The organism is Virgibacillus oceani (genome assembly GCF_041521345.1).
GTDB classification, from domain to species: domain Bacteria; phylum Bacillota; class Bacilli; order Bacillales; family Amphibacillaceae; genus Virgibacillus_N; species Virgibacillus_N oceani_A.
The window spans coordinates 51,360-71,952 of sequence record NZ_JBGOHB010000004.1; the positions used below are offsets into that span (position 1 = coordinate 51,360).

General features: G+C 37.8%; 18 protein-coding genes and 1 pseudogene. 4 read left to right on the plus strand and 15 right to left on the minus strand.

Annotated elements, in window-relative coordinates:
* Nucleotides 1–296: 296 nt before the first annotated feature.
* The 6 genes from ACDX78_RS04490 to ACDX78_RS04515 all read right to left on the minus strand — a co-directional run bounded on the left by ACDX78_RS04490 (nt 297) and on the right by ACDX78_RS04515 (nt 6,331).
* Nucleotides 297–848 (minus strand): cupin domain-containing protein, encoded by a 552-nt coding sequence (locus tag ACDX78_RS04490; protein ID WP_486025707.1) that lies wholly within the window; start codon nt 846–848, stop codon nt 297–299.
* A 42-nt stretch (nt 849–890) separates the two neighbouring features.
* Nucleotides 891–1,736 (minus strand): alpha/beta fold hydrolase, encoded by an 846-nt coding sequence (locus ACDX78_RS04495; RefSeq protein ID WP_486025709.1) that lies wholly within the window; start codon nt 1,734–1,736, stop codon nt 891–893.
* A gap of 35 nt (nt 1,737–1,771) precedes the next feature.
* Complete coding sequence (locus ACDX78_RS04500) at nt 1,772–2,452, minus strand: TetR/AcrR family transcriptional regulator (protein WP_486025710.1); 681 nt, start codon at nt 2,450–2,452, stop codon at nt 1,772–1,774.
* Nucleotides 2,453–2,631: 179 nt separating this feature from the next.
* Complete coding sequence (locus tag ACDX78_RS04505; protein WP_486025711.1) at nt 2,632–4,155, minus strand: MFS transporter; 1,524 nt, start codon at nt 4,153–4,155, stop codon at nt 2,632–2,634.
* A gap of 147 nt (nt 4,156–4,302) precedes the next feature.
* Entirely contained in the window at nt 4,303–4,836 is a 534-nt protein-coding gene (locus ACDX78_RS04510) for an NADPH-dependent FMN reductase (RefSeq protein WP_486025897.1), read from the minus strand.
* A 607-nt stretch (nt 4,837–5,443) separates the two neighbouring features.
* Nucleotides 5,444–6,331: an alpha/beta fold hydrolase gene (locus ACDX78_RS04515; RefSeq protein WP_486025713.1), complete on the minus strand. Its 888-nt coding sequence runs from the start codon at nt 6,329–6,331 to the stop codon at nt 5,444–5,446.
* A 153-nt stretch (nt 6,332–6,484) separates the two neighbouring features.
* Here ACDX78_RS04515 and ACDX78_RS04520 point away from each other — a divergent pair, with 153 nt between their 5' ends.
* Nucleotides 6,485–7,195, plus strand: a complete 711-nt coding sequence (locus ACDX78_RS04520; protein WP_486025715.1) for a MerR family DNA-binding transcriptional regulator — start codon at nt 6,485–6,487, stop codon at nt 7,193–7,195.
* 96 nt (nt 7,196–7,291) lie between these two features.
* On the opposite strand, the gene ACDX78_RS04525 is transcribed toward ACDX78_RS04520, so the two are convergent.
* Nucleotides 7,292–7,852 (minus strand): flavodoxin family protein, encoded by a 561-nt coding sequence (locus tag ACDX78_RS04525; protein WP_486025717.1) that lies wholly within the window; start codon nt 7,850–7,852, stop codon nt 7,292–7,294.
* Between the two features lie 134 nt (nt 7,853–7,986).
* Here ACDX78_RS04525 and ACDX78_RS04530 point away from each other — a divergent pair, with 134 nt between their 5' ends.
* On the plus strand, nt 7,987–8,847 hold the full coding sequence (locus tag ACDX78_RS04530; protein WP_486025719.1) for a LysR family transcriptional regulator: 861 nt from the start codon (nt 7,987–7,989) through the stop codon (nt 8,845–8,847).
* A 599-nt stretch (nt 8,848–9,446) separates the two neighbouring features.
* On the opposite strand, the pseudogene ACDX78_RS04535 reads toward ACDX78_RS04530, so the two are convergent.
* The 3 genes and pseudogenes from ACDX78_RS04535 to ACDX78_RS04545 form a co-directional block, all read right to left on the minus strand.
* Nucleotides 9,447–10,047: pseudogene (locus ACDX78_RS04535) on the minus strand (transposase); the annotation flags it as partial.
* A gap of 516 nt (nt 10,048–10,563) precedes the next feature.
* Nucleotides 10,564–11,751 carry a DUF418 domain-containing protein gene (locus ACDX78_RS04540; RefSeq protein WP_486025721.1) on the minus strand — a complete coding sequence of 396 codons (1,188 nt, stop codon included), beginning with the start codon at nt 11,749–11,751 and terminating at the stop codon, nt 10,564–10,566.
* A 302-nt stretch (nt 11,752–12,053) separates the two neighbouring features.
* Complete coding sequence (locus ACDX78_RS04545) at nt 12,054–12,815, minus strand: MerR family transcriptional regulator (RefSeq protein ID WP_486025723.1); 762 nt, start codon at nt 12,813–12,815, stop codon at nt 12,054–12,056.
* Between the two features lie 311 nt (nt 12,816–13,126).
* Here ACDX78_RS04545 and ACDX78_RS04550 point away from each other — a divergent pair, with 311 nt between their 5' ends.
* Together ACDX78_RS04550 and ACDX78_RS04555 are read left to right on the plus strand one after the other, a co-directional pair.
* Nucleotides 13,127–13,540 carry a GntR family transcriptional regulator gene (locus tag ACDX78_RS04550; RefSeq protein WP_486025725.1) on the plus strand — a complete coding sequence of 138 codons (414 nt, stop codon included), beginning with the start codon at nt 13,127–13,129 and terminating at the stop codon, nt 13,538–13,540.
* Nucleotides 13,537–14,127 (plus strand): DUF1648 domain-containing protein, encoded by a 591-nt coding sequence (locus ACDX78_RS04555; RefSeq protein ID WP_486025727.1) that lies wholly within the window; start codon nt 13,537–13,539, stop codon nt 14,125–14,127. The genes ACDX78_RS04550 and ACDX78_RS04555 overlap by 4 nt, the downstream gene beginning before the upstream one ends.
* A gap of 322 nt (nt 14,128–14,449) precedes the next feature.
* On the opposite strand, the gene ACDX78_RS04560 is transcribed toward ACDX78_RS04555, so the two are convergent.
* From ACDX78_RS04560 to ACDX78_RS04580, 5 genes are all read right to left on the minus strand, one after another.
* Nucleotides 14,450–15,406 (minus strand): CobW family GTP-binding protein, encoded by a 957-nt coding sequence (locus tag ACDX78_RS04560; RefSeq protein ID WP_486025729.1) that lies wholly within the window; start codon nt 15,404–15,406, stop codon nt 14,450–14,452.
* 233 nt (nt 15,407–15,639) lie between these two features.
* On the minus strand, nt 15,640–15,900 hold the full coding sequence (locus tag ACDX78_RS04565; RefSeq protein WP_486025731.1) for a metal ABC transporter solute-binding protein, Zn/Mn family: 261 nt from the start codon (nt 15,898–15,900) through the stop codon (nt 15,640–15,642).
* Between the two features lie 100 nt (nt 15,901–16,000).
* Complete coding sequence (rpsN, locus tag ACDX78_RS04570) at nt 16,001–16,270, minus strand: 30S ribosomal protein S14 (protein ID WP_486025733.1); 270 nt, start codon at nt 16,268–16,270, stop codon at nt 16,001–16,003.
* 213 nt (nt 16,271–16,483) lie between these two features.
* A complete protein-coding gene (locus ACDX78_RS04575) occupies nt 16,484–16,741 on the minus strand; it encodes a PASTA domain-containing protein (protein ID WP_486025734.1) in 258 nt (85 codons plus the stop codon).
* Between the two features lie 132 nt (nt 16,742–16,873).
* Nucleotides 16,874–20,539 carry a cobaltochelatase subunit CobN gene (locus ACDX78_RS04580; RefSeq protein ID WP_486025736.1) on the minus strand — a complete coding sequence of 1,222 codons (3,666 nt, stop codon included), beginning with the start codon at nt 20,537–20,539 and terminating at the stop codon, nt 16,874–16,876.
* Between the last annotated feature and the right edge of the window lie 54 nt (nt 20,540–20,593).

A 20,593-nucleotide genomic window follows, 5' to 3' on the forward strand; every position in this document is an offset into this window, starting at 1 on the left:
TAAGAATAGATCAAATTGAATTTCAGTTCATTTTTGCCAAAAAGGGGTGTACATGTAAGCAATACTCTCCTCCTAAAAATAGTATTACCATATATAACCATCAAACCGATGCTCATTCAAACTTCTGATAAAATGAATATTGGGAGTTCATTCAATACCTCTCCATCTTGGCAGTGAGCAAATGACTGCAAGTCAAGTTTACTTACAACCACTAAGCCTTTAATTTAACTTATTATTTATTATCTCTGCTTGACAGGATCAGTTCTCTTGTTTAAGAGTCTAAGCGTTTTTCTACTTTATATTTTATAACCAAGCTTTCCAGCTAATTTTGCCAAACCCCCAAGTATAAGATTTTGTATAAATCGGGGCGGGCCATCAAGATAACCATCAATACATTCCCAAGCTACTCCAAGCCAAAGTGGATTCCGTGGTACCCCTCTTTGAGTTAGCTTGCCTTCACACTCCAATTTGTGCATCAGGACAAACATTTTCCAATGTAGTCCTGGCGGTCGGATCTCGTGGATAGCCACCAGATTTCCTTGGCTTACATTCCAAAATTGATGAACTTGCATAGGGTAAATCGTAATTTCTTCGCCAGTCCCAAGCGTAATTTCTTGTCCATCCACAACAAAACGCATGCTTCCTTCCATAATTTTAAACGTTTCTTTCAGCTTTGGATGCGAGTGAGGTCCATTAATTGCCCCTTGTTGTATCATTCGGTGCTTTAATGTAATATACTCCCCATCTGCATCTTCCCCTTTCCTCAGAAAAGTAACGGTTCTTCCGTCTCGGTGAATTAATTCCTTACCAATTTCAAGAGTGTCTTTGACATTATATTTTTGTTCCATTTTCCCTTCCCTCCTCTTTGTTATCTGTTGGTAATCATTCCATCATAACCTTTCCAGAAAATGAAGCAAGACATCATTAAAATAGTCAGGGTTGTCTTGATTTGCATTATGCCCTGCGTTCGGAATCACTTCATACTGACAATTCAGTTCACGCTTAGCCCAATTTGGTGCTTTTTTGACAAAAGCCCCTCTCTCCGCACTGTCTTTTTCACCATGAGTTAGCAAAAAGGGTTTCTCAATAGTATACTCATTCCCAAAATGAGGATCTTCATATATAGCACGAACACCACCATCCATAATTTCAATAAATTCATCACGCGTTAACTGTTTGTTTGTGTTCAAGGCATAGTTTTGTACATCTTTTGTCACTCCCATCCCTTCAGCAAATTTCTTCCGTAAGGTACTTTCAGGCATCATACGAAAAATTCGTGACATATTACGGTAGGCAATTCGCATGCCGAATGAAGGAACTTCCGTAATATCCGTACATCCGATAATTGCTATTGCTTTTACCTTTTCCGACTGATGAAATGTCAGCATCTGCGAAACATAACCACCAAAAGAATGACCGACGAGAATGACTTCCTCTATCTGATGTTTATAAATGATTTCCTCTAAATCTTCCACAACAATCTGCACATGGAATTCCTCCCCTACAGGTTTGGACAAACCATGTCCGCGGACATCCCACGTAAGAATGGGATATCCAGCATTCTGTAGTACCTTAACCTGCATATCGAACATACGATGATCAAGAGAGGCTCCATGTGTGAAAATAACCAAAGGTTTGGTGTAATCGCGCTGGGTTATCCAATAATGAATTGCTGTCCCTCGGCGTTCAATTGTGTAGGACTCCATTTGACTTAACATATCGTCATTCTTGTACATTTCTTCACTCCTCGCTTTTAATGATTTCAACAGCATTAAATTTTGTTTTCTCCCCACCTATAAATCGTCTCTTTGTCCATCAAACTTAACGAACGAGCAGGAAGACCAAGCATACGTTCAATCGCTTGGGTGTATGCAAAAACTTTGTTTTCAAGATCCAATGGATCATTTTTTCTTGTCAATAAGGAGCTTGCAAATGAATCAGATAAGTCTAATAAAAGACACAAAACAACTTCGGATGTGTATTCTGTCTCTATCCCAGTCATACTATTTTCTTCCATACCCTGGTAGATAATTTGCCGTATCAGCGGCTCAAAACGTTGTATCTTTTTCTCACGAGTTTTTTTCCGAACCAGGACATTGTTATCCGAATACCAAACCTCTAAAAGTTGTAAAAGGAGCTGTCTTTGTGCAGTTTTCACTTCACTTACTTTCACAAAAAATCCTTGAAGCTTATTCGTTGCAGAACGCTCATTTTTTATGATTAGCAACACCTGCTGCTCAACGTCGTCTAACATCCTCTGAATTAACGCTTCTAATAATTGATGCTTAGAACGAAAATAGTGAAAAAATGCTCCCCTAGAAATATGGAGTTGATCCAAAATATTTTGAATAGACATTTGTTCAAAGCCTTTTGTCACGATGAATTGATAGGCTACATCCAGAATCTTATTACGTTTAGCCTGATATTCTGCTTCATTAACTTTACGTGCCATAATTTATTCTCCTTTAATAAACCAACTATCTGTCTATTAATTATATATAATTGTATGATAAAATACAATTTTTGATACTGATTAGCAAATAAAATCACGAAAACAATAAAAATAATGAAGATAGATACACATAGATAATTATATCCAAAGGAGCAAATCGGCACGGCTTTATTTTAAACCTACACTTCATCCTCTTTTTTTACATGTCTGAGCTTCCATACAATAATCATTATTAAAATCAACAAACCGATGGTTGCTACTCCGTATATCGATTGAAAGGCTACTGTAAAAGAAGATTGTACGGCTTGAAGCATTTCCGGGAACCTTTCTGCTGCTGCAGCGGCTGCACCAACGCTTTCCATGGCCACATTTTCAATTTCGGAAGGGACTTCAGAGGGAAGAGAACTTGCTAATACCCAACGGTAAACGATCATCCCAAAACTTCCGACGAATGCAATACTCAGTGCATAGCCAAGTCCACTACTGACATCGGTCATCGCTGAAGCAGAACCGGCTTGCTCTTGTGGAACACTGGAAATAATTTGTTCACTAGCAATGGTCATTGTAGGTCCTCTCCCAAACGCAAGAAGGGATGCACCAATAATTAAAATCAGTACCCCAGCATCATGAGCGGTTAACGCGATAAGCAGTGCACCACTTACAGCAACGAGGAGGCTGGAAACCATGGCGTAGGCAGGACGCATCCATCGTGTAAGTACAGGGGATATTAACGTACCTACCATTGACAGGAATGCAGGGATAATCAGCAAAAGACCTGCCTCAGTTGGAGAGAGCCCTACAACAGCTTGCAAATGTTGTGCGAAAAACATTTCACCACCACCAGTGGCAAGCAATATAAGCATTAAAGCGATTAATGAAATATTAAAAGTGGTAATCCGAAACATGCGCATATCCAGCAATGGAGCTTCCGAATTCGTCTGCCGCTTAATAAACAGAATTCCGGCAACTATACCAATCACGATCGATCCACCGTACAACATGTTGAAACCACTGTTAGCTATTTCTTGTAAGCCGAAAATCAAGGTCACCAATCCCAGAGAAGACAGCAAGACGCTGATAACATCCAAACGTTTGCCATCCTTGTTTCGATATTCAGGTAAAAGCGGCGTTGTCGCCAACAGCCCGATGGCAATCGGAACATTAAGGAGAAATACTGCTCCCCACCAAAAATGATCCAAAAGTAAACCGCCGATTGGAGGACCTAAAGCCATACCAGCAGAAAGAGCACTGAGGTTAATAGCAATAGCTACTGAAAACTGCTTCGAATCAAAAAACATATTCCGCAATAACGACATCGTGGATGGCACTACTGTAGCAGCTGCTACACCAAGAAATGCACGTATAACAATCAACATCCAAGCAGCAGTTGAAAATGCCGCAATAAGAGAACCTAACCCATATATCGAAACACCAATTATAAGCAGACGCCTTCTTCCAATTTTATCCCCCAGGCGCCCCATTGTTAGTACAAATCCTACAGCTAATAACTCACCAATATGAATAATCCAAAGCATTTGTGTAGCACTCGGTGCTAAGTCAGCTGCAATCGAGGGCATGGCGAGAAATAAAATAGTCATATCTGATGAAAGCATGAAAGCTGCCAAAGATAAAGCTCCTAATCCAAACCATTCACGCCATGTTGCTTTAGAGGTTGATTCAACATTATTATTTATGTCACTCATCTCCTATCACCTTCCTTATCTCTTTTCTTCTTTGTTTCCAAAATTACAAAGTCTATTTCAATGTGACCACTATTGGTAAGAAGAGATGAACATCCCTTCGTCTGATATACTTAAAACAAATATGCTGAAAGTTGTAGGAAAGCGATTTTATCGTAAAGTTTTTAATGCACTGCTCCAGGCAACCGTTTGATCTAACATGAATTGAACAACATCAAAGTGCAATTCAGCTGGTTTAAATGTAGTGAAGTTTTCAAAATCCGTAAATATGGATAATGTTGGATGCTCTCGTACGTCGGCAACATGTAATTCGCCTAAAATGCCACGTAAATGTTCCGCTGCACGAGCTCCACCTGTTGAACCATAGCTTACAATGCCTGCTGCTTTGTTGTTCCATTCCTCACGTGCTGAATCAAGAGCATTTTTTAATACACCTGTAATGCTGTGATTATATTCCTGGACAATAAACACGAATCCATCCAAGCTGGCAAGCTTCGCTGACCAAGCGTGTAACCCTTCTTCTCCCTCTCCTAAGAATGGCAGCTTAAAGTCGGCTAGATCTACGATTTCATAGTTTGCTTCTCCACGTTGATCAGCCATTTCTTTAACCCAATTTCCAACTTGTGGACTTACACGCCCTGGACGTGTGCTTCCTAAGATAATCCCAATGTTTAATTTTTCCATTTCTTTTTCATCCCCTTCATTATTTTTCGTTTTGACGAATACTTTTATTGACATAGTCAGTTCATCCTTATTTTTGAACTACTTTTACTATACTGGCTTTGGAACGCAGACGCTTCGTACTGCTGTCTAAAATCCCCATACAAAAAAGGTCTCATCATAGATAAGACCTTTTTTACGACTATTGTCGTAAGTTATGCTTCGAACCATCGATGTTTCAACGCATGAATTGCAGATTGACGGCTTGTTTCATATCCCCTCCCCCAGTAAAGGTGCAGGCAAACACAATCTGTGCAGCCTTCATCACATTGCAAGTGTGGAAATATCGACACCATAGTTGCCTGTTATAAAGTGAAACTTTATTCAGTGGGGGTTTTTCGATACACAGCTCTTTATGATGGGACGAGTAATCGCAGTCCCAGTCCCAAATGTTTCCGGTGACCTACATCCTGTAGGCCCGAACGAATCAGGCCGTTACTGGCTGCCCGACTCCCACTTAGAATTTTCAAGGTCCTCCATTCTTGAAGTGGAATTCTTAAAGCCAGTTGCATTGCGATAAACGTGTTCTGTTACTTCACGCCAATTGAAGGTACTTGAATTAAATCGTGACTTATCTTTTTTTATGGCTTATTTTCAAATTTTTTATGAACCAAGGCTTTATCAATGGCAGAACTGTTATAGGCTGCATAGCTTTGATATGATCCATATCAGTTCCTTTTAAGATTTCTATATCCCATCCAAGGTGTTCTAACTCTTGTTTATTATTTTGAAGTATACCTGTAATATCAACTGTTACACCGCCAAAGTTTTCTCCATAAATAATGGTGTCCTGTTCCCCGGCAAACGCTAATCTTGGAATAACTAATTTATGTTGAATTTCTCGATCATCAAATTCCCTCAAATTTTTGTACATCGTAACAAACTGTTTAGTCTGATTCGTGTCGATCTTTACCTGTATGTTATCCCAATCAACCTTTTCTGGACTAATGTGGTCTTGTTCATCAATGATAGGAGAATTTTGATTATTCAAGGCTTGTTCGTATGTTTTATTTGTCACCACCATCATTTCATTATATGGACCATCTATTGCTGGGAAACCACCCATGATTAAGCTTTCTAATCTATCTGTCCGAATGGCTAATTGTAATCCAAGTAAAGCTAGCCAAGAGTAACCATAATAGCTAAACTTCTTAACGTCCATTTCATCAGCAATTATTAATAGATCATTTACTATGCTTTCAGGCGTCAGGTTCTCTGGATTTGGATATTGCAAACGATGACCTTCATAGTCGAAATATAAAATCTGAAACTGGTCCATGAGTCCCTCAACAAAATGTTCCCCCATTTCAGGGTCTACTCCCCATAGCTTTAAATTTTTAGCTTCTGATCCATATACAGATTCTTTAGCAACTGGAAGCATGATCGTTGTAAAGTCGGGATTCCCAACTAAACCAACTTTTATTTCTGATCCATCCGTAAATTGTATGTTTTTTTCCATTTTCTTCACTCCTAAAATTTTTTATATACCTATCGTATAACATTCATGCAATCTTTCAGGTTTCCGTTTTTCACCCCTACATATATTGGGGATTAATCTGAAATATGTTATTGTAGCACTTGAAGGTTATACTTTAATAAAAGGAGTGAATAAATGGAGACATATACCCCTAAACAAATTGCCAATATCTTAAATGTCAGCACAACTACTTTGAGAAGATATGAGGAACAAGACCTCATTCCTATGGTACCTAGAACGAAAAACAATCATCGTTCCTATAAATCGTTACACTTCCAAGCTTTTACTACCATTAGATCCTTATTAAAAGGATATGACATACCCATTGTTTACGAAGTCATGAGAATGATTAGAAACGATAGGTTTAAAGATGCCCTTTGGTTAGTGAATGAACAGCAATTCGATATACAAGTGGAGAAACAGCGTGTGGAAGAAATATTAACCATGATTCAAAGTGCTGATTTTACTAGATATAAAAATGTAAAATTAAAAGAATATATGAGTATTGGAGAGGCTGCAAAAATAGCAGAAATTAATACATCAGCTATCCGTCATTGGGAATATGAAGGGTTAGTCCGTTCAGAAAGAAATAAAGAAAACGGTTATAGAATTTTCACGATACCTGAATTACGTAAAATACTGGTCATAAGCAGTTTGAGGAAAACTGTTTATTACATAGAAAATATGAAGCGGTTATTAAATAATTTAGACACACAAAACTATGGTAAAATCGAACATTCCTTTCAGTTAGCTTTAGAAAATCTGGACATTCAACTATTTCTTCAATTGAAAGGAATCGAAGAACTGATGAAATATATACACTTTTACCAAGAAATAAATATTTAAAAAAGAGAAAAGCCTCTGCTTATCTCTTTACATTCTTTCATAAGGTAACAACCGTATTAGTTATATGGATAACCTGTTTTTGTTCAATTCTACTGTTCAAAATCTCTTACTCACACCCGCTTTCAACTTCTTATTCCATGACTTTGCTTTATTAAACGCAATAGAGTCTTCTAAAATATCATCTGGGTAATTCCCCTTTCCAATGATATAATCAACAAACTCGATTCCCGTATAATCAAAAATATAATTGAACTGCTGAATCAGTGGCAATGATGCAATTTTAGGATCTGGGTTCTCTCCAACGACAATGACATATGCCTGCTTTTTCATCATTTCTTTTGTAAAATCAAAACGGTTATCTCTTAAATATTGGCTCCACCGATCAAAGAATATTTTCATTTGACCAGACATGCCAAACCAGTATAAAGGAGTAACAAAGAAAAGTGTCTCATGCTTTAAAAAATCCAAAAATAGCCTTTCATAGTCATCATGAACAGGACTGAACCCTCCAGTTACATGCCTCTGATCCACGATAGGAAAAATATTATTTTCCAATAAATACATTTTTTCATGTCGTATCCCTTGTAAAGCTTCATTAACTAAGTGCTCTGTATTACCATTTCTTCTTGAACTCCCTAATAATACTAAAGTACTCATATATTCACTCCCTTTTTTATATCACTTGAAAATTGCTTATTTACAGTTTAAAATAAAAAATATTATCAGTAAAATAGATATTTCGGATCAATTAATTCGGTAAAAATGATAATAAAAGAGAAGAGGGTTTTACATTGGAGCTTCGTCATCTTATAACTTTTAAAACCATTGTGGATACGGGAGGATTTAAAAAAGCAGCTGATGAATTAGGATATGCTCAGTCATCTATTACTGGGCATATAAAGGAACTGGAAGAAGAATTGAAAAAGCCTCTTTTTGACCGTCTTGGAAGGAGTATATCATTAACGCAAACCGGTAAAGACTTTCTTCCGTATGCTTTGGAAATTATAAAACTTTACTCTAAATCGCAAGAAGTGATCCATACATCAGATGGCCCTTCTGGTCAGTTGACCATTGGAGCAAGTGAGTCATTAATGATTTATTGGTTGCCTACTATTATTATGGACTTTATGGAGAAGTACCCAAAAGTAGAGCTAACGATAAAATCAGTGCAGGATAGCAAACTATCTTCTCAATTGAAAAATAATGAGATAGACGTTGCGCTTCTCATTGATTTACCTCATTGGCATTCAAAAGAATTAACAATTAAAAAATTACAAGATACTCAGCTTTCCTTTATACAATCGACCAAAAAACAAAACAAGCATATTCCAGAAAAAATGCTGGTAACAGAATATTCGTGCAGCTGGAGACCAGCAGTAGAAGAATATATTAGAAATGAGGAGTATGGTTCATTAGCAAAAGTTGAATTGCCCAGCGTAGAAGCAATCAAAAAGTGTGTGCTTTGTGGGCTCGGAAAATCTATCCTTCCTCATTTTGTTGTTAAAGAAGAGATAGATAACGGCATGCTGGAAGAATCAAAAGTAAATGGACATTACAATTTGTTAAATATATATACTGTGACTCATAAAGATAAGTGGATATTAACAAATTTAGAAGCATTTCTTCACCATTTAGACGACGAATTTAAATAATTTTAGCTTATTTTGTCCGTTTAAATAATCGGAATACATTACGGAAATCATTCATGAAACCAATAGAGGGTAACTGCCATGCAATCCATGATGATGACCCTGAAAAACATGCTTTCTACTCTTCCCTTTCTCCTTCATTCTCCGTATCATTCACACTGAAGTTAATAGAATGATCTTCTATTTAAACATATAGATTCCAACCTGATTTTTTTACCCAGGTAGGTAGATCAAGCAATTCAGGATGAATTTTTCGTAGTGCAGGAATATCTGCTTGATAACCTTCCGTCTCAAACCATTCAAACATTTTATCACCTTGGAATTAGTCTCTGGCAGATTCCAAAATGCCACATCGGACAGTAAATACTTGGGCAAATACTTGAGCCACTTCGGAAAGTTTCCGCTCACCTCCAGCAATTTCAATAGATTTCCCTTTATATTCTTCTGGCCGATTAAAAGCCATAACTGCAAATGAAAATTTAAAGTCAATGTATTATTTATTCGATCTGTAGCTTTTGGACTCGTTGCAGTACTTTCCAATAGAATTCTTGGTACACGAAACCGGAAGCTATTTTAAAGTAAAGGGATCGGCCAGACTTTACTACCACACCGTTGAAAGCATAAATATTTCCAGGACGCAGCTTTGCTTTTAGAAAATCGCCGGTTATCCCGTCGAAAGCGACCAGTCGGTGATAGCCAACCGTTCCATAGTGTGTATTGAATGCTGTCGATTCTTGTTTTCCATATGTATCAGCGTGAGTTGAATCCAGGTCAATAATGAGTGCTTTTGACTCTCTGAATGTATGTATTTTATCTAGCAATTCTTGATTAGCTTGATTTATTTGTTCCATAGATTCATTATCAAATCGTGTGAAACAGCGTGACAAACTAGGTTGGGAAGCTAATGCATCCGTGCCGATGATTTGTGTGAAGACAGGATCGCTCGTCAAATGATCAGTTGCGTCATATTCGGCATATTTAGCAATGATTTGGTACATCTTTTGCCGGAACAAGATTCAGATGCTTAGCAACTGTCTTTGAAAACCCTAATTTCTCATCGAATTCTCTAAAGATGAATTCGCCGGTATCAGACGATAGGGGACCTCCGCCATTTGACAATTTGATTTGACGATTGAAATCCAGTGTATTTTGCGGTAAAGTAGCCCTTAGAAGAATCCTTTCTGTGGTTATTTGGGTGCACATTAACCTTATCAGAAATGGATTCTTTTTTCATTTACTTGATGCATATTCGATTAAGCTTAATCAGTTGAGTGACAAGTGATCTAACGATATTAAAGGTTTTCTGTGAATAATTCAGGTTACCATTATATTTTTGTTCTAAACTACGCAATATTTCATAGTTGAACAACCTCCAATGCTCATAACTTTGAAAATCTCTTTCGTGCATTGTATTTGATAAATTACTATTTAAGAAATAGCCGATATTTTATGTTACAAGCTGTTTTTTTATTCTACAATTGCGTCCATATCTTGAATAACAAAATTGTGTTTTCTAAACTAAAAAATAAAATGCATGATGAAATTAATAGAATACAACCAAGAACATTAAGGAAAAAGTCATTATGCCCCCCTATAAAAATCAGCGCCTGTTTATAACCCCCTTCAAATCATTTGTTTCCAGAATGGCCCAATTCTGAAGAAAGGCTCAACCCCTGTTATTCCAGAATTGCGCCTCGTTTACGGTGAAAACGACTGGTACTAACTTCGATAGATAAGTCTACGCAACAAGGCATCAGCAGGGCCGCGCATTCCTTTATACTCCATCATCATGGCCAAAAGCAGACTGGTGAGCCAGACAAACACAGCGATAATAACAGCTCCTGTACTATGCAATACTTGTCCCAGTCCAAATACGACTGGTGATAGGGTAATGACCAACATAGCTTCGATAAAGAGATAAAAAGTGAGTGAGCGTTGTCCTAACGCAGTCAATGATCGAACCATTAGACCTGTACGACTGACAATGGGACCAATCAGTCCAAATATGGCTGCATACCCAATACCACCGGCGAGCCCCGTAATCATTTGAAGAGCCGTGAACAACCCTTCCATCGTTGGGGAAGAACTCCATAACTGCGTCCCGTCAAGAGCAAGCGGAAGTCCCCCAATGATTGAGATGGAAGTGCCTAGGATAGCTATTCGAACTAAATGCTTTCGATTGCCAACAAGCAGCAAGTTATTACGTGCAGCCCATACCCCGATCAGTATCGGCAAGAGCATGGGGTACATGAAAAGTTGACTCAAAATCATGAAAGGGAAACTGATTAAATTAAAGAGTGTGGTTTCTATATATGATTCCGAGTTTGATTGTCCCATTGTTTCCAGGCTCATCCCAGTAGCATCCATTGCATGCGCCATACCCATCCACACAACAGGAAGCAGGAAAAGAAAAAACAGAGAAACAATCAGAATAGCACGGAAGAGTACACGATTCCGACGAAATAAAATCCATCCGATAAGGAGCGTGGAGAAACCGTAGAAAGCTAGAATATCAATCCCGCCGATAATAACGGCATGGACGAACCCAAATAATAAAAGGAAAAACCCACGACGCCGCAATAATCGTTTAGAATCTATTTCTAACGTTCCGGCATGAAGCTGACGATTAACCATCATGGCTAACCCAAAACCTAACAATATAGCAAACAGTGGAAGTCCTCGATTATCTACGAACAAGATAATGACAAAATTAACAGTTTCATCAATAATACTCCCACCATCTGGACGACCGAGCCATAATGGTGCATGGGCAATAGCGATAATCAAAAGCATAAACCCACGAGCTAAATCTGGCGCAAGCAAACGCTCTTTCGCTGAAACAGACCCTCGAGTTAATCCTCTCGAGTAAGAAGAGCCTTTGCCCGTTTGATTTTTTAAATTCTTCATGTCACAAACAACCTCTCATTAATTTTTTTATTTAGATCATATTTCATCCAATTAAGCCAAATAATATCTTCCATTGGTTATATGAGCGTAGCAACTTCATGATAGCTCTCTTGCCAAGATCTTCGTTTCGGACCAATTCAAACGCGTTAGTGTAAAGAAATGTCACATGATAAACAATGACCATCGCAAATCGTAAAAATGCGGAGATGATCCTAAAAGTAAATTCTTTTCTTCATTATTCGTTTCTTACTTAAAACAAATCCCCAATATCTCTTAAAATCCATCGTTTGATTTAGTTCCACTCATTCCCGATGATCCGCTTGACTCTTTCCAATTTCCCCCCATTTTGCTTCATAATGATCCATGATACTTTCAATATATTGAATAACATCATCATCCAACATGAACAAATTTCCTTCCTCTGGCGGTTGTTTTTGAAGCATCCAATACTTTTCAATAAGCGCTGAATCACCATAAAAAGTATTTTCAAGAAAGTATACAAGTTTATAAGCCAAATCCTGTGACTTGAGCGATTCAGGATCTTCATTCTTTTGATCCTTGGACGTCTTCAGCAACGCAACCAATTCTTTGGACTCTCTTTCACCCAAATCCAAACTAGGGTTTTTCAAAATGTTTAGCTCGCGTTCATCAAAATATTGCTCCAAAAATAAATGATTGTTGTAGCGATCTTCTTCCGTTTGCCTGACAAATTGAAAAATATTTCTCCAGCTTAGATCCTGCTCAATCTGGGATAAATGATAAGAAAGTCGCAGCGTCTTTTCTAAATAACTGAGTCTTTCTTTTTCCTTGGCGATGAGCGCCAACTGTTCTTCAAAAACGTTTTCCCAATTTTTTTGATCCAGAATGGTTTTAATTTCGCTTAATTGAAAACCGAGTTCCTTTAGGGCAATAATCCGCTGCAATGTAACGATATTTGTTTTTGAGTAGAAACGGTAACCCGAATCTGCGGTATAAGACGGTTTCAACAGATTGATCTCATCGTAATATCTAAGTGTCCGAACGGTTGTGTTCATTTCTTTTGCTACTTCTCCAATACTGTACATCGTTAACCTCCACACTATTTGTCATGATTACTATATATCCTTACGTTACCGTAAGAGTCAATACGTTATTTGTAAAATAACAATAAAGTTATTTACTTTTAAAGACAAGACACTGCATTGTTCCGATAAATAACGCGGGTGTTTTAAAAATATATTTCTTGATTTTTCACAACTGTGCAGCGGTTTTATACGAACATTGTGATAAAAAGGTTGCTTAATAAGCCTACACACCCCCGCCCGATAAAGACAGAATCTATGCGCTTTCACCTCAACCACTTGACAATATCGCAATTCATTGAGAACTAATTACCATGCAGTTGAATGCCAAGACAATCGCTTACACCACACTAGCCATATTTATTATCACCCACATCCGTCATCATTCCGTCAGATTTAAGGCCCTATCGTATGAGCTTGTTCCGGGTGAGCGACTACCATATGTTCGATCATTAGCAGCAGATATAGGAATCAATTTACACACCGTGAACAAAGCGTATAAAGAGCTAGAACAAAAAGGATTTAATTTAAATCATCATCAAAAAGGGGTTGTGGTTAATCCAGAGGGAGTTCCAAAGGCAGATGTATCTTTTCAGGAAGAAATGAAAGAAATATTACACCTTCTTATTGCAGAAGCCATTTGTCGAGATGTAAATAAAAAGGATATTATGAAGCTTTGTGAAGAGATTTTTACTTCATATATTCACGAGGGGGAAGCTAAGCGATGAATCATATCATTTGGATTTCAATTATTTTATTCATATCTGTTTTTATTATTTTGATTGGTATGCCGTATTGGACACGACGTACAGAGAGTTTTGGAGTTTCCATTCCCTCTGATGTCTATAAAGATGAAAAACTAAAGAAAATGCGGAAACAATATGCTTCGGCTATGACAGCATTTAGTATTGTTACGCTATTTATTTTTTATTTTATTGTAGGAAAATATTCTCCGAACGATGAAGAAGCCATGGGGATTGTATTATCAACAACCATAATTGGTTTTTTGATTATTTCATTTTTAATCTATTTGGTGTTTCATAAGCAAATGAAGCAACTCAAAGAGAAATGGAATGAACAAAGACAACAAAAGGTTGTACTACAAACAAATTTTTATCAGCAAAAATTAATTCATTCTAATTACTGGTTTTTAATATCTTTTGCTTTAGTAGCTGTCACGCTATTTATTACTTTTACGCAGTATGGGAGAATTCCTGAACGGATTCCAATGCAATATGATTTCTTTGGTGAGTTTACCAATTGGGCAGAAAAATCATATCGATCTGTCTTAATCATGCCAATAACACAAATCTAGATGATTGCTTTATCCATGTTTATTAATTGAATGATTGGAAGATCAAAACAACAGCTGAATGCTCAAAATTCAGATGGATCAATAGAACAAAACATTATTTTTCGTAGAAGATGGTCGTTTTTCCTAATTGCTAGTGGAATATTGCTTACAGTTCTTTTAAGTGTAATCCTCCTTTTCTAAAATTATAAAGGTCGCATTCATTTCCTTCAGAATTGACCCAACACCAACACCAGAAGCACCAGCTCCGACAATAATGACATCATATATTTTCCTCACAGCAACCTCATAGAGCGTAATCATTACGATTTATAAACTAAAAAAATTAAGCAAGACAGTATTGAAAGCCCTCTTCCAATTCTTTATGATCAAGATGCTTTCCGATAAATACGACCTCACTTTGTTGCTTTTCATCTTTAACCCATATATCACCCTCTGTTCCAGCAAACAGCATATGTACCCCTTGAAACACAACTTTTTTCTTCAGCTGCTTAATAAAAAGAACGCCCTTATAGCGATATAGATTTTCTCCTTTTATACGAACTAAATATGAAAACCATTTATTTACCTTTTCTAAATCAAGCGGACGGTCCTCTTGCAACACAAAAGACGTCACTTCATGATTGTGATGGTGATGATGTATTTCTGTCAGTAAATTTGGATCAATACTTAAAACATTGTCCAGCTTAAAAGATCCTTTTCCTATTAAATCATTGATATCAATATTTCCATAAGTAGTAAAGAAGCGCTGCGCATGTGGATTCATTTGATTCAGCTGTTTTTCCAGATCGCATTTTTCATCTTCTATAATTAAATCCGTTTTGTTTATAAGCAAAACATCTGCAAACGCAATCTGCTGCTTCGGTTCTTCCTCCTGAAGATGCTGCCCTATATGTTTCGCATCGATCAGCGTAATCACACTATCAATTTCAAAGAAGTCTGCGGTTTGCTCGTCCATCAGAAAAGTTTGAATAACTGGAGCGGGATTAGCCATACCTGTCGTCTCAATGACAACACGATCTATTTCCTCTCCCTGTTTATCTAATAAACTGATTAAATCACCGCGTACATTACAGCAGATACAACCGCTGTTTATTTCAATGATTTCTTCTCTTGTCGGTATCACCAGTTGGCCATCAATCGATGTATCACCAAATTCATTGATAATGACAGCAACATTTTGCTCAGGCATGTCCTGTAACAATTTATTCAGCAGTGTTGTTTTTCCAGCCCCTAAGAAACCAGTTAAAATTGTTACTGGAATACATTTTCCTTTTGACAATATTTTCTCTCCTTTTAAACATGATTTTCCCCTATGAACATGTTCCCGAAAGGTAATGCGTGACATCTTGAATTTCCATAGGTATCCCCCAAAGTTAAATAGATTCTGACTATGCGGGATTAATTATTATTTTGTCACTTGATCAAGTATCTCTAAGTTATATTCCATTAAAGAAATATAGTCTTCATTATTTTCAATATCCTCTTCTGGTCTTATTTCCAGGTTGTGAATGGTTAAAGCCTCTGCACCAATTTCATTCTGAATAACTTTAGGCGACTACCACTATTTTGTTCGTAGAGAATATATTCTAAATCGTATTCCTCAGTCGCTTTGATTACTCCAATTAATTCTTTTTGTGATGGTTCCTCTTCAGAAGATAAACAACTAATCGCGATTTGCTTCACACCATAGCGCTCTTCCCAATAACCAAAAGCTGCATGTGGAACAATAATATACTTATTTTCCTTCTGTTCTAGAAGATCTGAATCTTTCATCTAATTCTGTTAATTCACTTTTCAGATAGTCAAAAATTTCGTTATAGAGAGATTTTTATTAGTTGCAGGTGTAAAACTATTTGTACCCCTATCTTTTTAATTACCAACTAGATTTTTTCACACCAGGTAATTGCCCTTTATGAGCATATTCTCTAAAAGCGATACGGGACATATTGAATTTACGCATATAGCCGTGTGGTCTGCCTGTCACTTCACAACGATTTTTCAAACGTGTTGGTGAAGAATCCCTTGGTAATTTCCGAAGCGCTTCATAATCACCTTTGGCTTTCAGCTCTCTTCTTAGCTCTGCATATTGCGCAACCATTTGCTGACGTTTTTTCTCTTTAGCTATTTTTGATTTTTTAGCCATTTCTAACATACTCCTTTCAGTTTTAACTATTTTTTTCCTCTATTCTTTACGATATAAATCATCTCTTCCAAAATGTAAATAGTAATCATTACGATTTATAAAAGAAGTTAGGAAGCTTTCGAAAATGAAAGCTTCCTAACGATTATTTTAATGATTCAATTGATGCAACGTTCTCCCTATAAATTATACCGATGGAAAAGGTGTTTTCGTTCGTTATTTATTACCAAGAAAAATTCGAATAACAGAGTCATTTTGAACCATTGAACCTGCTGCAGGCTCCTGATCAATAATAACATCTCCTGCACCATTTACATCCACTGCAAGATCCATCATACATTCAAACAGTTCTTGTGTTGAATGTCCTATCAGGTCAGGCACTTCCACAAGCGGCTCCTCTGGCCATTGATATTCTTTCGCAATGCCGTCTGTCCTCCTGTCGACTCCCATAACACTCAAACCGTCATCAATCATCCTAGCAACTCCTCTTCATTGGTAGGCTTCTATCCACTATATGAGTTTTAAAAACGAATAGAACACTGTTTTGTGTTTGTTATCCGACTGTTACTGTATCTTACTCTTCTTCTATCCACTCTATTGCTTCATTTATTCCATCGAGGCTTCCGCTTCCAGAAATGCATCCTTTAAACTTTGCCATTGTGATTCCGTAGGCTTCCAATATCCTCGCTCTGACACCTCTACCAATGTTCCCAGTAAATCGTGATATGCATGCGGGTTTGCCTGACGGATTTTTTCCTGTAATGCTCTATCCTCTATATACGTATCATGTACATGGGAAAATACCCAATTCTCGACTTTATTCGTTGTTGCAGCCAAGCCCAGCAAATTCTCTGTATTCTTTGCCATCCGCTGTATTCCATGGTAAGGATGTTCAAGCAGACCTTCTATCCATTTCGGATTCGTCAGACGCGTTCTGACTCCTCTGTTAATTGCATGCTTTACATCTTCTGTCTGCGGTGCTTGCTGTGTCGTATCCGTTATATAAATTTCGACACGCTCTCCTTTAGCTTTTTCAATCGATTTTGCCAATCCACCAAAGAAACTATAATAGTCATCAACATCCGTAATTTCATATTCATGGCTTGCTCGCAACTGCGAAACAATATCTGTTGCTTCCATATGGGTATCATATAGTTCAGGAAAGCTTTCGCCTCTTCTTAATTTACTATAGACATGCTGCGCATTATTTTTATATATCTCTCCAAGTTCTTCTTCATCTGCCCAGTTGCCACCTTCGATCATATGATTAATCCCAGTCCCATATTCACCAGCGGCTGGTCCAAATATCCGTGCTGAAGCTAAATCAAATGCTTCTGTCTTTGTATACCCCTCGGTCAACAGCTGATCCTGTACCTTTAATGTAAAAGTCTTAAAATAATTATCTTCTTCCTGTTCATCCGCAAGTGCAAGCTTTTCAAATAAATCATTCAATGCATTAATGACATTCGGAAAGATATCACGGAATACGCCAGACATGCTAACTACAACATTCATTCGCGGTCTTCCCAGCTCGGAAAGCGGGATAAGTTCAAAAGTTGTACTTGTCGCTTCGGAATGCTTCACTGCTTTTGCTCCAACATATTCTAAAATTTGTCCAATGGTCTCTCCCTGTGTTCTCGATGTTTCTATACCCCAGAGCACACAAGCTACGGTATGAGGATTTTCCCCATTAGCTTCCTTAAATTCTGCAATAGTTGCTTTAGCTATCTCTGCACCTCTAGTAACTGCGGAAGGACTTGGCACTGAACGTGGATCAAATTGATATACATTAGAGCCTGTCGGTAAGGAATCTGGATTTCTATATATATCTCCTGCCAATTTCGCTGGAAGATAGCCTCCGTCTAATGCTTTAATAATAGAAGAAAGCTCCTCCGTTTTTCTTACCCGCTGATAAATACTTTCCCCATACGCTAAAGTATCAGCAAATGCTTCTGCAAGAGCTTTCTCCTGAATATCAGGTAAACGTTTGGATTCTACATACCCCTGCATTAAAGCAGCAGCTTCTTTCTCCAATACTGCATCTTCCTCTTGCAGTTCTGGCCTCAATTGCGATACCAACTGTTTCAACGTACTGCCTTTATGCTCTTTTCGTAACGTGTATATCGTATGAAGAATGGCATCTTCATGCTTCATTCCTTCACCGATAATATGCAAGCCATATGGAATTAAAGCATACTGCATCTTCTGGAGCTCCTGCTCTATATCATCCAATTGCTGGTGGGAAAAACCATTCTTATCTGCTATTTCTTGAACTTCTTTCAAAATCTCTTCACAGCGAGATGGGTCAAGCTGTTCAGCTTCTCGATATTCATGGAGTAGACGTTCCAGTTCTTCATAATCACCATACAATCCCCCGTTTCTGAAAGGTGGTGCCTGGTAACTGCTAATTACAGCATGTGACCGGCGTTTAGCAAGCATAGCCTCAGAAGGGTTACCGATATAATAAAAATAAAAATGCGGCAATGATTGTACCAATTGATCAGGATAGCATTGAGAAGACATACCATTTTCTTTTCCTGGCAAAAATTCTAGTGTGCCATGCGTACCAATATGCACAATGGCGTCCGATTTAAATTCTTTCTCAAGCCAGGTATAAAAAGCTTGATATTGATAGTGCGGTGGAATGGACTGGTCATGATAATTTGCCGATGAATCCTGATCTGCTCCATTCCTGCTTGGCTGCAACCCAATGAAAACATTACCATTGATAAATCCAGGGATGAAAAAGTCTTCCCCATTTGCCATTATTTCTCCAGGATATTCTCCCCAATCTTCCTTCAACTGTTTCCAATCTAGATGGTCACTCCAATCCTCTTTCGCTTTTGGAACAGGATACCCCAACCTTTGATCCAAGTCCTCATCCACACCCCAGCTTGTTTCATTAAATAGTTGGCGCTCACGAAATTGTCTCTCCAATTCTTTTTCAGTCATACGTTCTACTTGATACCCTTCATCGGCTAATTTATTTAATAAAGCAGAGATAGAACGAAATGTATCTAAAAAGGAACCGCCAAACAGATTTCCTTCTCCTGGTGGATAGTTATATCCAACGAGAGCAAGTCGCTTCTGACTGTTCTTTGTTTTATGTAATTGCAGCCAACGCTCGATACGATTCATAAAATAGTTGACGCGTTCTTCCATAAGGACAAGTTCTTTTTTCTCAAATTGATATGCTTCATTAAAACCTACGGATTGAATCGCAGCAATGGGATAGGTTTCAACAGCACCATCTAACTCAGGTAAAACAACATTTACCATCGCTTCGACAGGAGAAAGTCCTTTCGCTTCTTCCCATTCTGCTAATGTAGTACGTGTTAGAAAAAACGGATGAAGCATAGGAATATTCAGCTTCTCTAGCCAATCTGTCACATCTTCTCTGTCTCCTCCTCTTGGCCCTGCTCCAAGACGAAAACCAATAAAATTCACAAGCAACTGTACATCATCTAATAACCCACGAAATAGGCGCTCCAAATTTTCCAAGTCAATCTTCATAATACTTGTTAAACCGATAGGAATAACCGTAGCAATTGGTCTTAAACGTTCGATAAGTTCTGTAATGATATCTGCGGATTTTACTCTCGCTTGAGAAGCAAGGTAGAAAAAAACAATCTTTGGTTTTGACGCATTCTGTTCAGTCTCCTGTAGGAATACATCTGCACTGCTGTAATAATCCCCAGTCCTAGGATCAATAATTCCTGTTTTCTCTACATAGTTAGGAGCTTTTGCTTCAGGAACATTCGTATCTCCATAAAGCTTGGCTGTAAAATAGATAAGCTCCTGCCAATTCGCAATACCAGAAGCATGCCAATAGCTTTTTATCTGATTATAATTTTCTATCGCTTGCTCCTTTAATTGACGCTCTGTCTGGTTTAGTTCATTTGCTTTATCAGATAGAGAAAGTTCTCCTGATTGCGGCTTTACTTGGATATCTTCCCCTCGTAAGGCACCAAAACAAATAAGTCTTTCCCACTTCGAGCCATTAATCATCAAAGCTATTTGATCACATTTATACATTCTAGATATCTCTGCCATTTTCACGACCACACCATTTTCAACTCCATGCGGATCATAGATAAATAGATTGGCAGACTGGCAGTCATTTTCAAATCGCATCCATTGTTCCGTACTTAACGGCTCCTCGGTTAAAAATAAAGATAGCTTTAGCTCTGGATAGGATTCGATTACTTTCTCGTGTGCTTTCACTCCATCAGCCAATGTTCCCGATGAAGCAGTTGCAAAAATAATATGCACGACTGCTTCTCTCCCTTCCCTTATTTTTTGAAAAATTTTATCGCTTTCCCATGC

Excerpts from the sequence above, each read along its gene's own strand:
- ACDX78_RS04510 (WP_486025897.1), bottom strand. The coding sequence starts at position 4,836 with ATGGAAAAATTAAACATTGGGATTATCTTAGGAAGCACACGTCCAGGG.
- ACDX78_RS04540 (WP_486025721.1), bottom strand. The coding sequence starts at position 11,751 with ATGAAGAATTTAAAAAATCAAACGGGCAAAGGCTCTTCTTACTCGAGA.
- ACDX78_RS04500 (WP_486025710.1), bottom strand. The coding sequence starts at position 2,452 with ATGGCACGTAAAGTTAATGAAGCAGAATATCAGGCTAAACGTAATAAG.
- rpsN (WP_486025733.1), bottom strand. The coding sequence starts at position 16,270 with ATGGCTAAAAAATCAAAAATAGCTAAAGAGAAAAAACGTCAGCAAATG.
- ACDX78_RS04565 (WP_486025731.1), bottom strand. The coding sequence starts at position 15,900 with ATGAAAGATTCAGATCTTCTAGAACAGAAGGAAAATAAGTATATTATT.
- ACDX78_RS04490 (WP_486025707.1), bottom strand. The coding sequence starts at position 848 with ATGGAACAAAAATATAATGTCAAAGACACTCTTGAAATTGGTAAGGAA.
- ACDX78_RS04520 (WP_486025715.1), top strand. The coding sequence starts at position 6,485 with ATGGAGACATATACCCCTAAACAAATTGCCAATATCTTAAATGTCAGC.
- ACDX78_RS04515 (WP_486025713.1), bottom strand. The coding sequence starts at position 6,331 with ATGGAAAAAAACATACAATTTACGGATGGATCAGAAATAAAAGTTGGT.
- ACDX78_RS04495 (WP_486025709.1), bottom strand. The coding sequence starts at position 1,736 with ATGTACAAGAATGACGATATGTTAAGTCAAATGGAGTCCTACACAATT.
- ACDX78_RS04550 (WP_486025725.1), top strand. The coding sequence starts at position 13,127 with ATGCAGTTGAATGCCAAGACAATCGCTTACACCACACTAGCCATATTT.
- ACDX78_RS04575 (WP_486025734.1), bottom strand. The coding sequence starts at position 16,741 with ATGATTGATGACGGTTTGAGTGTTATGGGAGTCGACAGGAGGACAGAC.
- ACDX78_RS04505 (WP_486025711.1), bottom strand. The coding sequence starts at position 4,155 with ATGAGTGACATAAATAATAATGTTGAATCAACCTCTAAAGCAACATGG.
- ACDX78_RS04555 (WP_486025727.1), top strand. The coding sequence starts at position 13,537 with ATGAATCATATCATTTGGATTTCAATTATTTTATTCATATCTGTTTTT.
- ACDX78_RS04545 (WP_486025723.1), bottom strand. The coding sequence starts at position 12,815 with ATGTACAGTATTGGAGAAGTAGCAAAAGAAATGAACACAACCGTTCGG.
- ACDX78_RS04525 (WP_486025717.1), bottom strand. The coding sequence starts at position 7,852 with ATGAGTACTTTAGTATTATTAGGGAGTTCAAGAAGAAATGGTAATACA.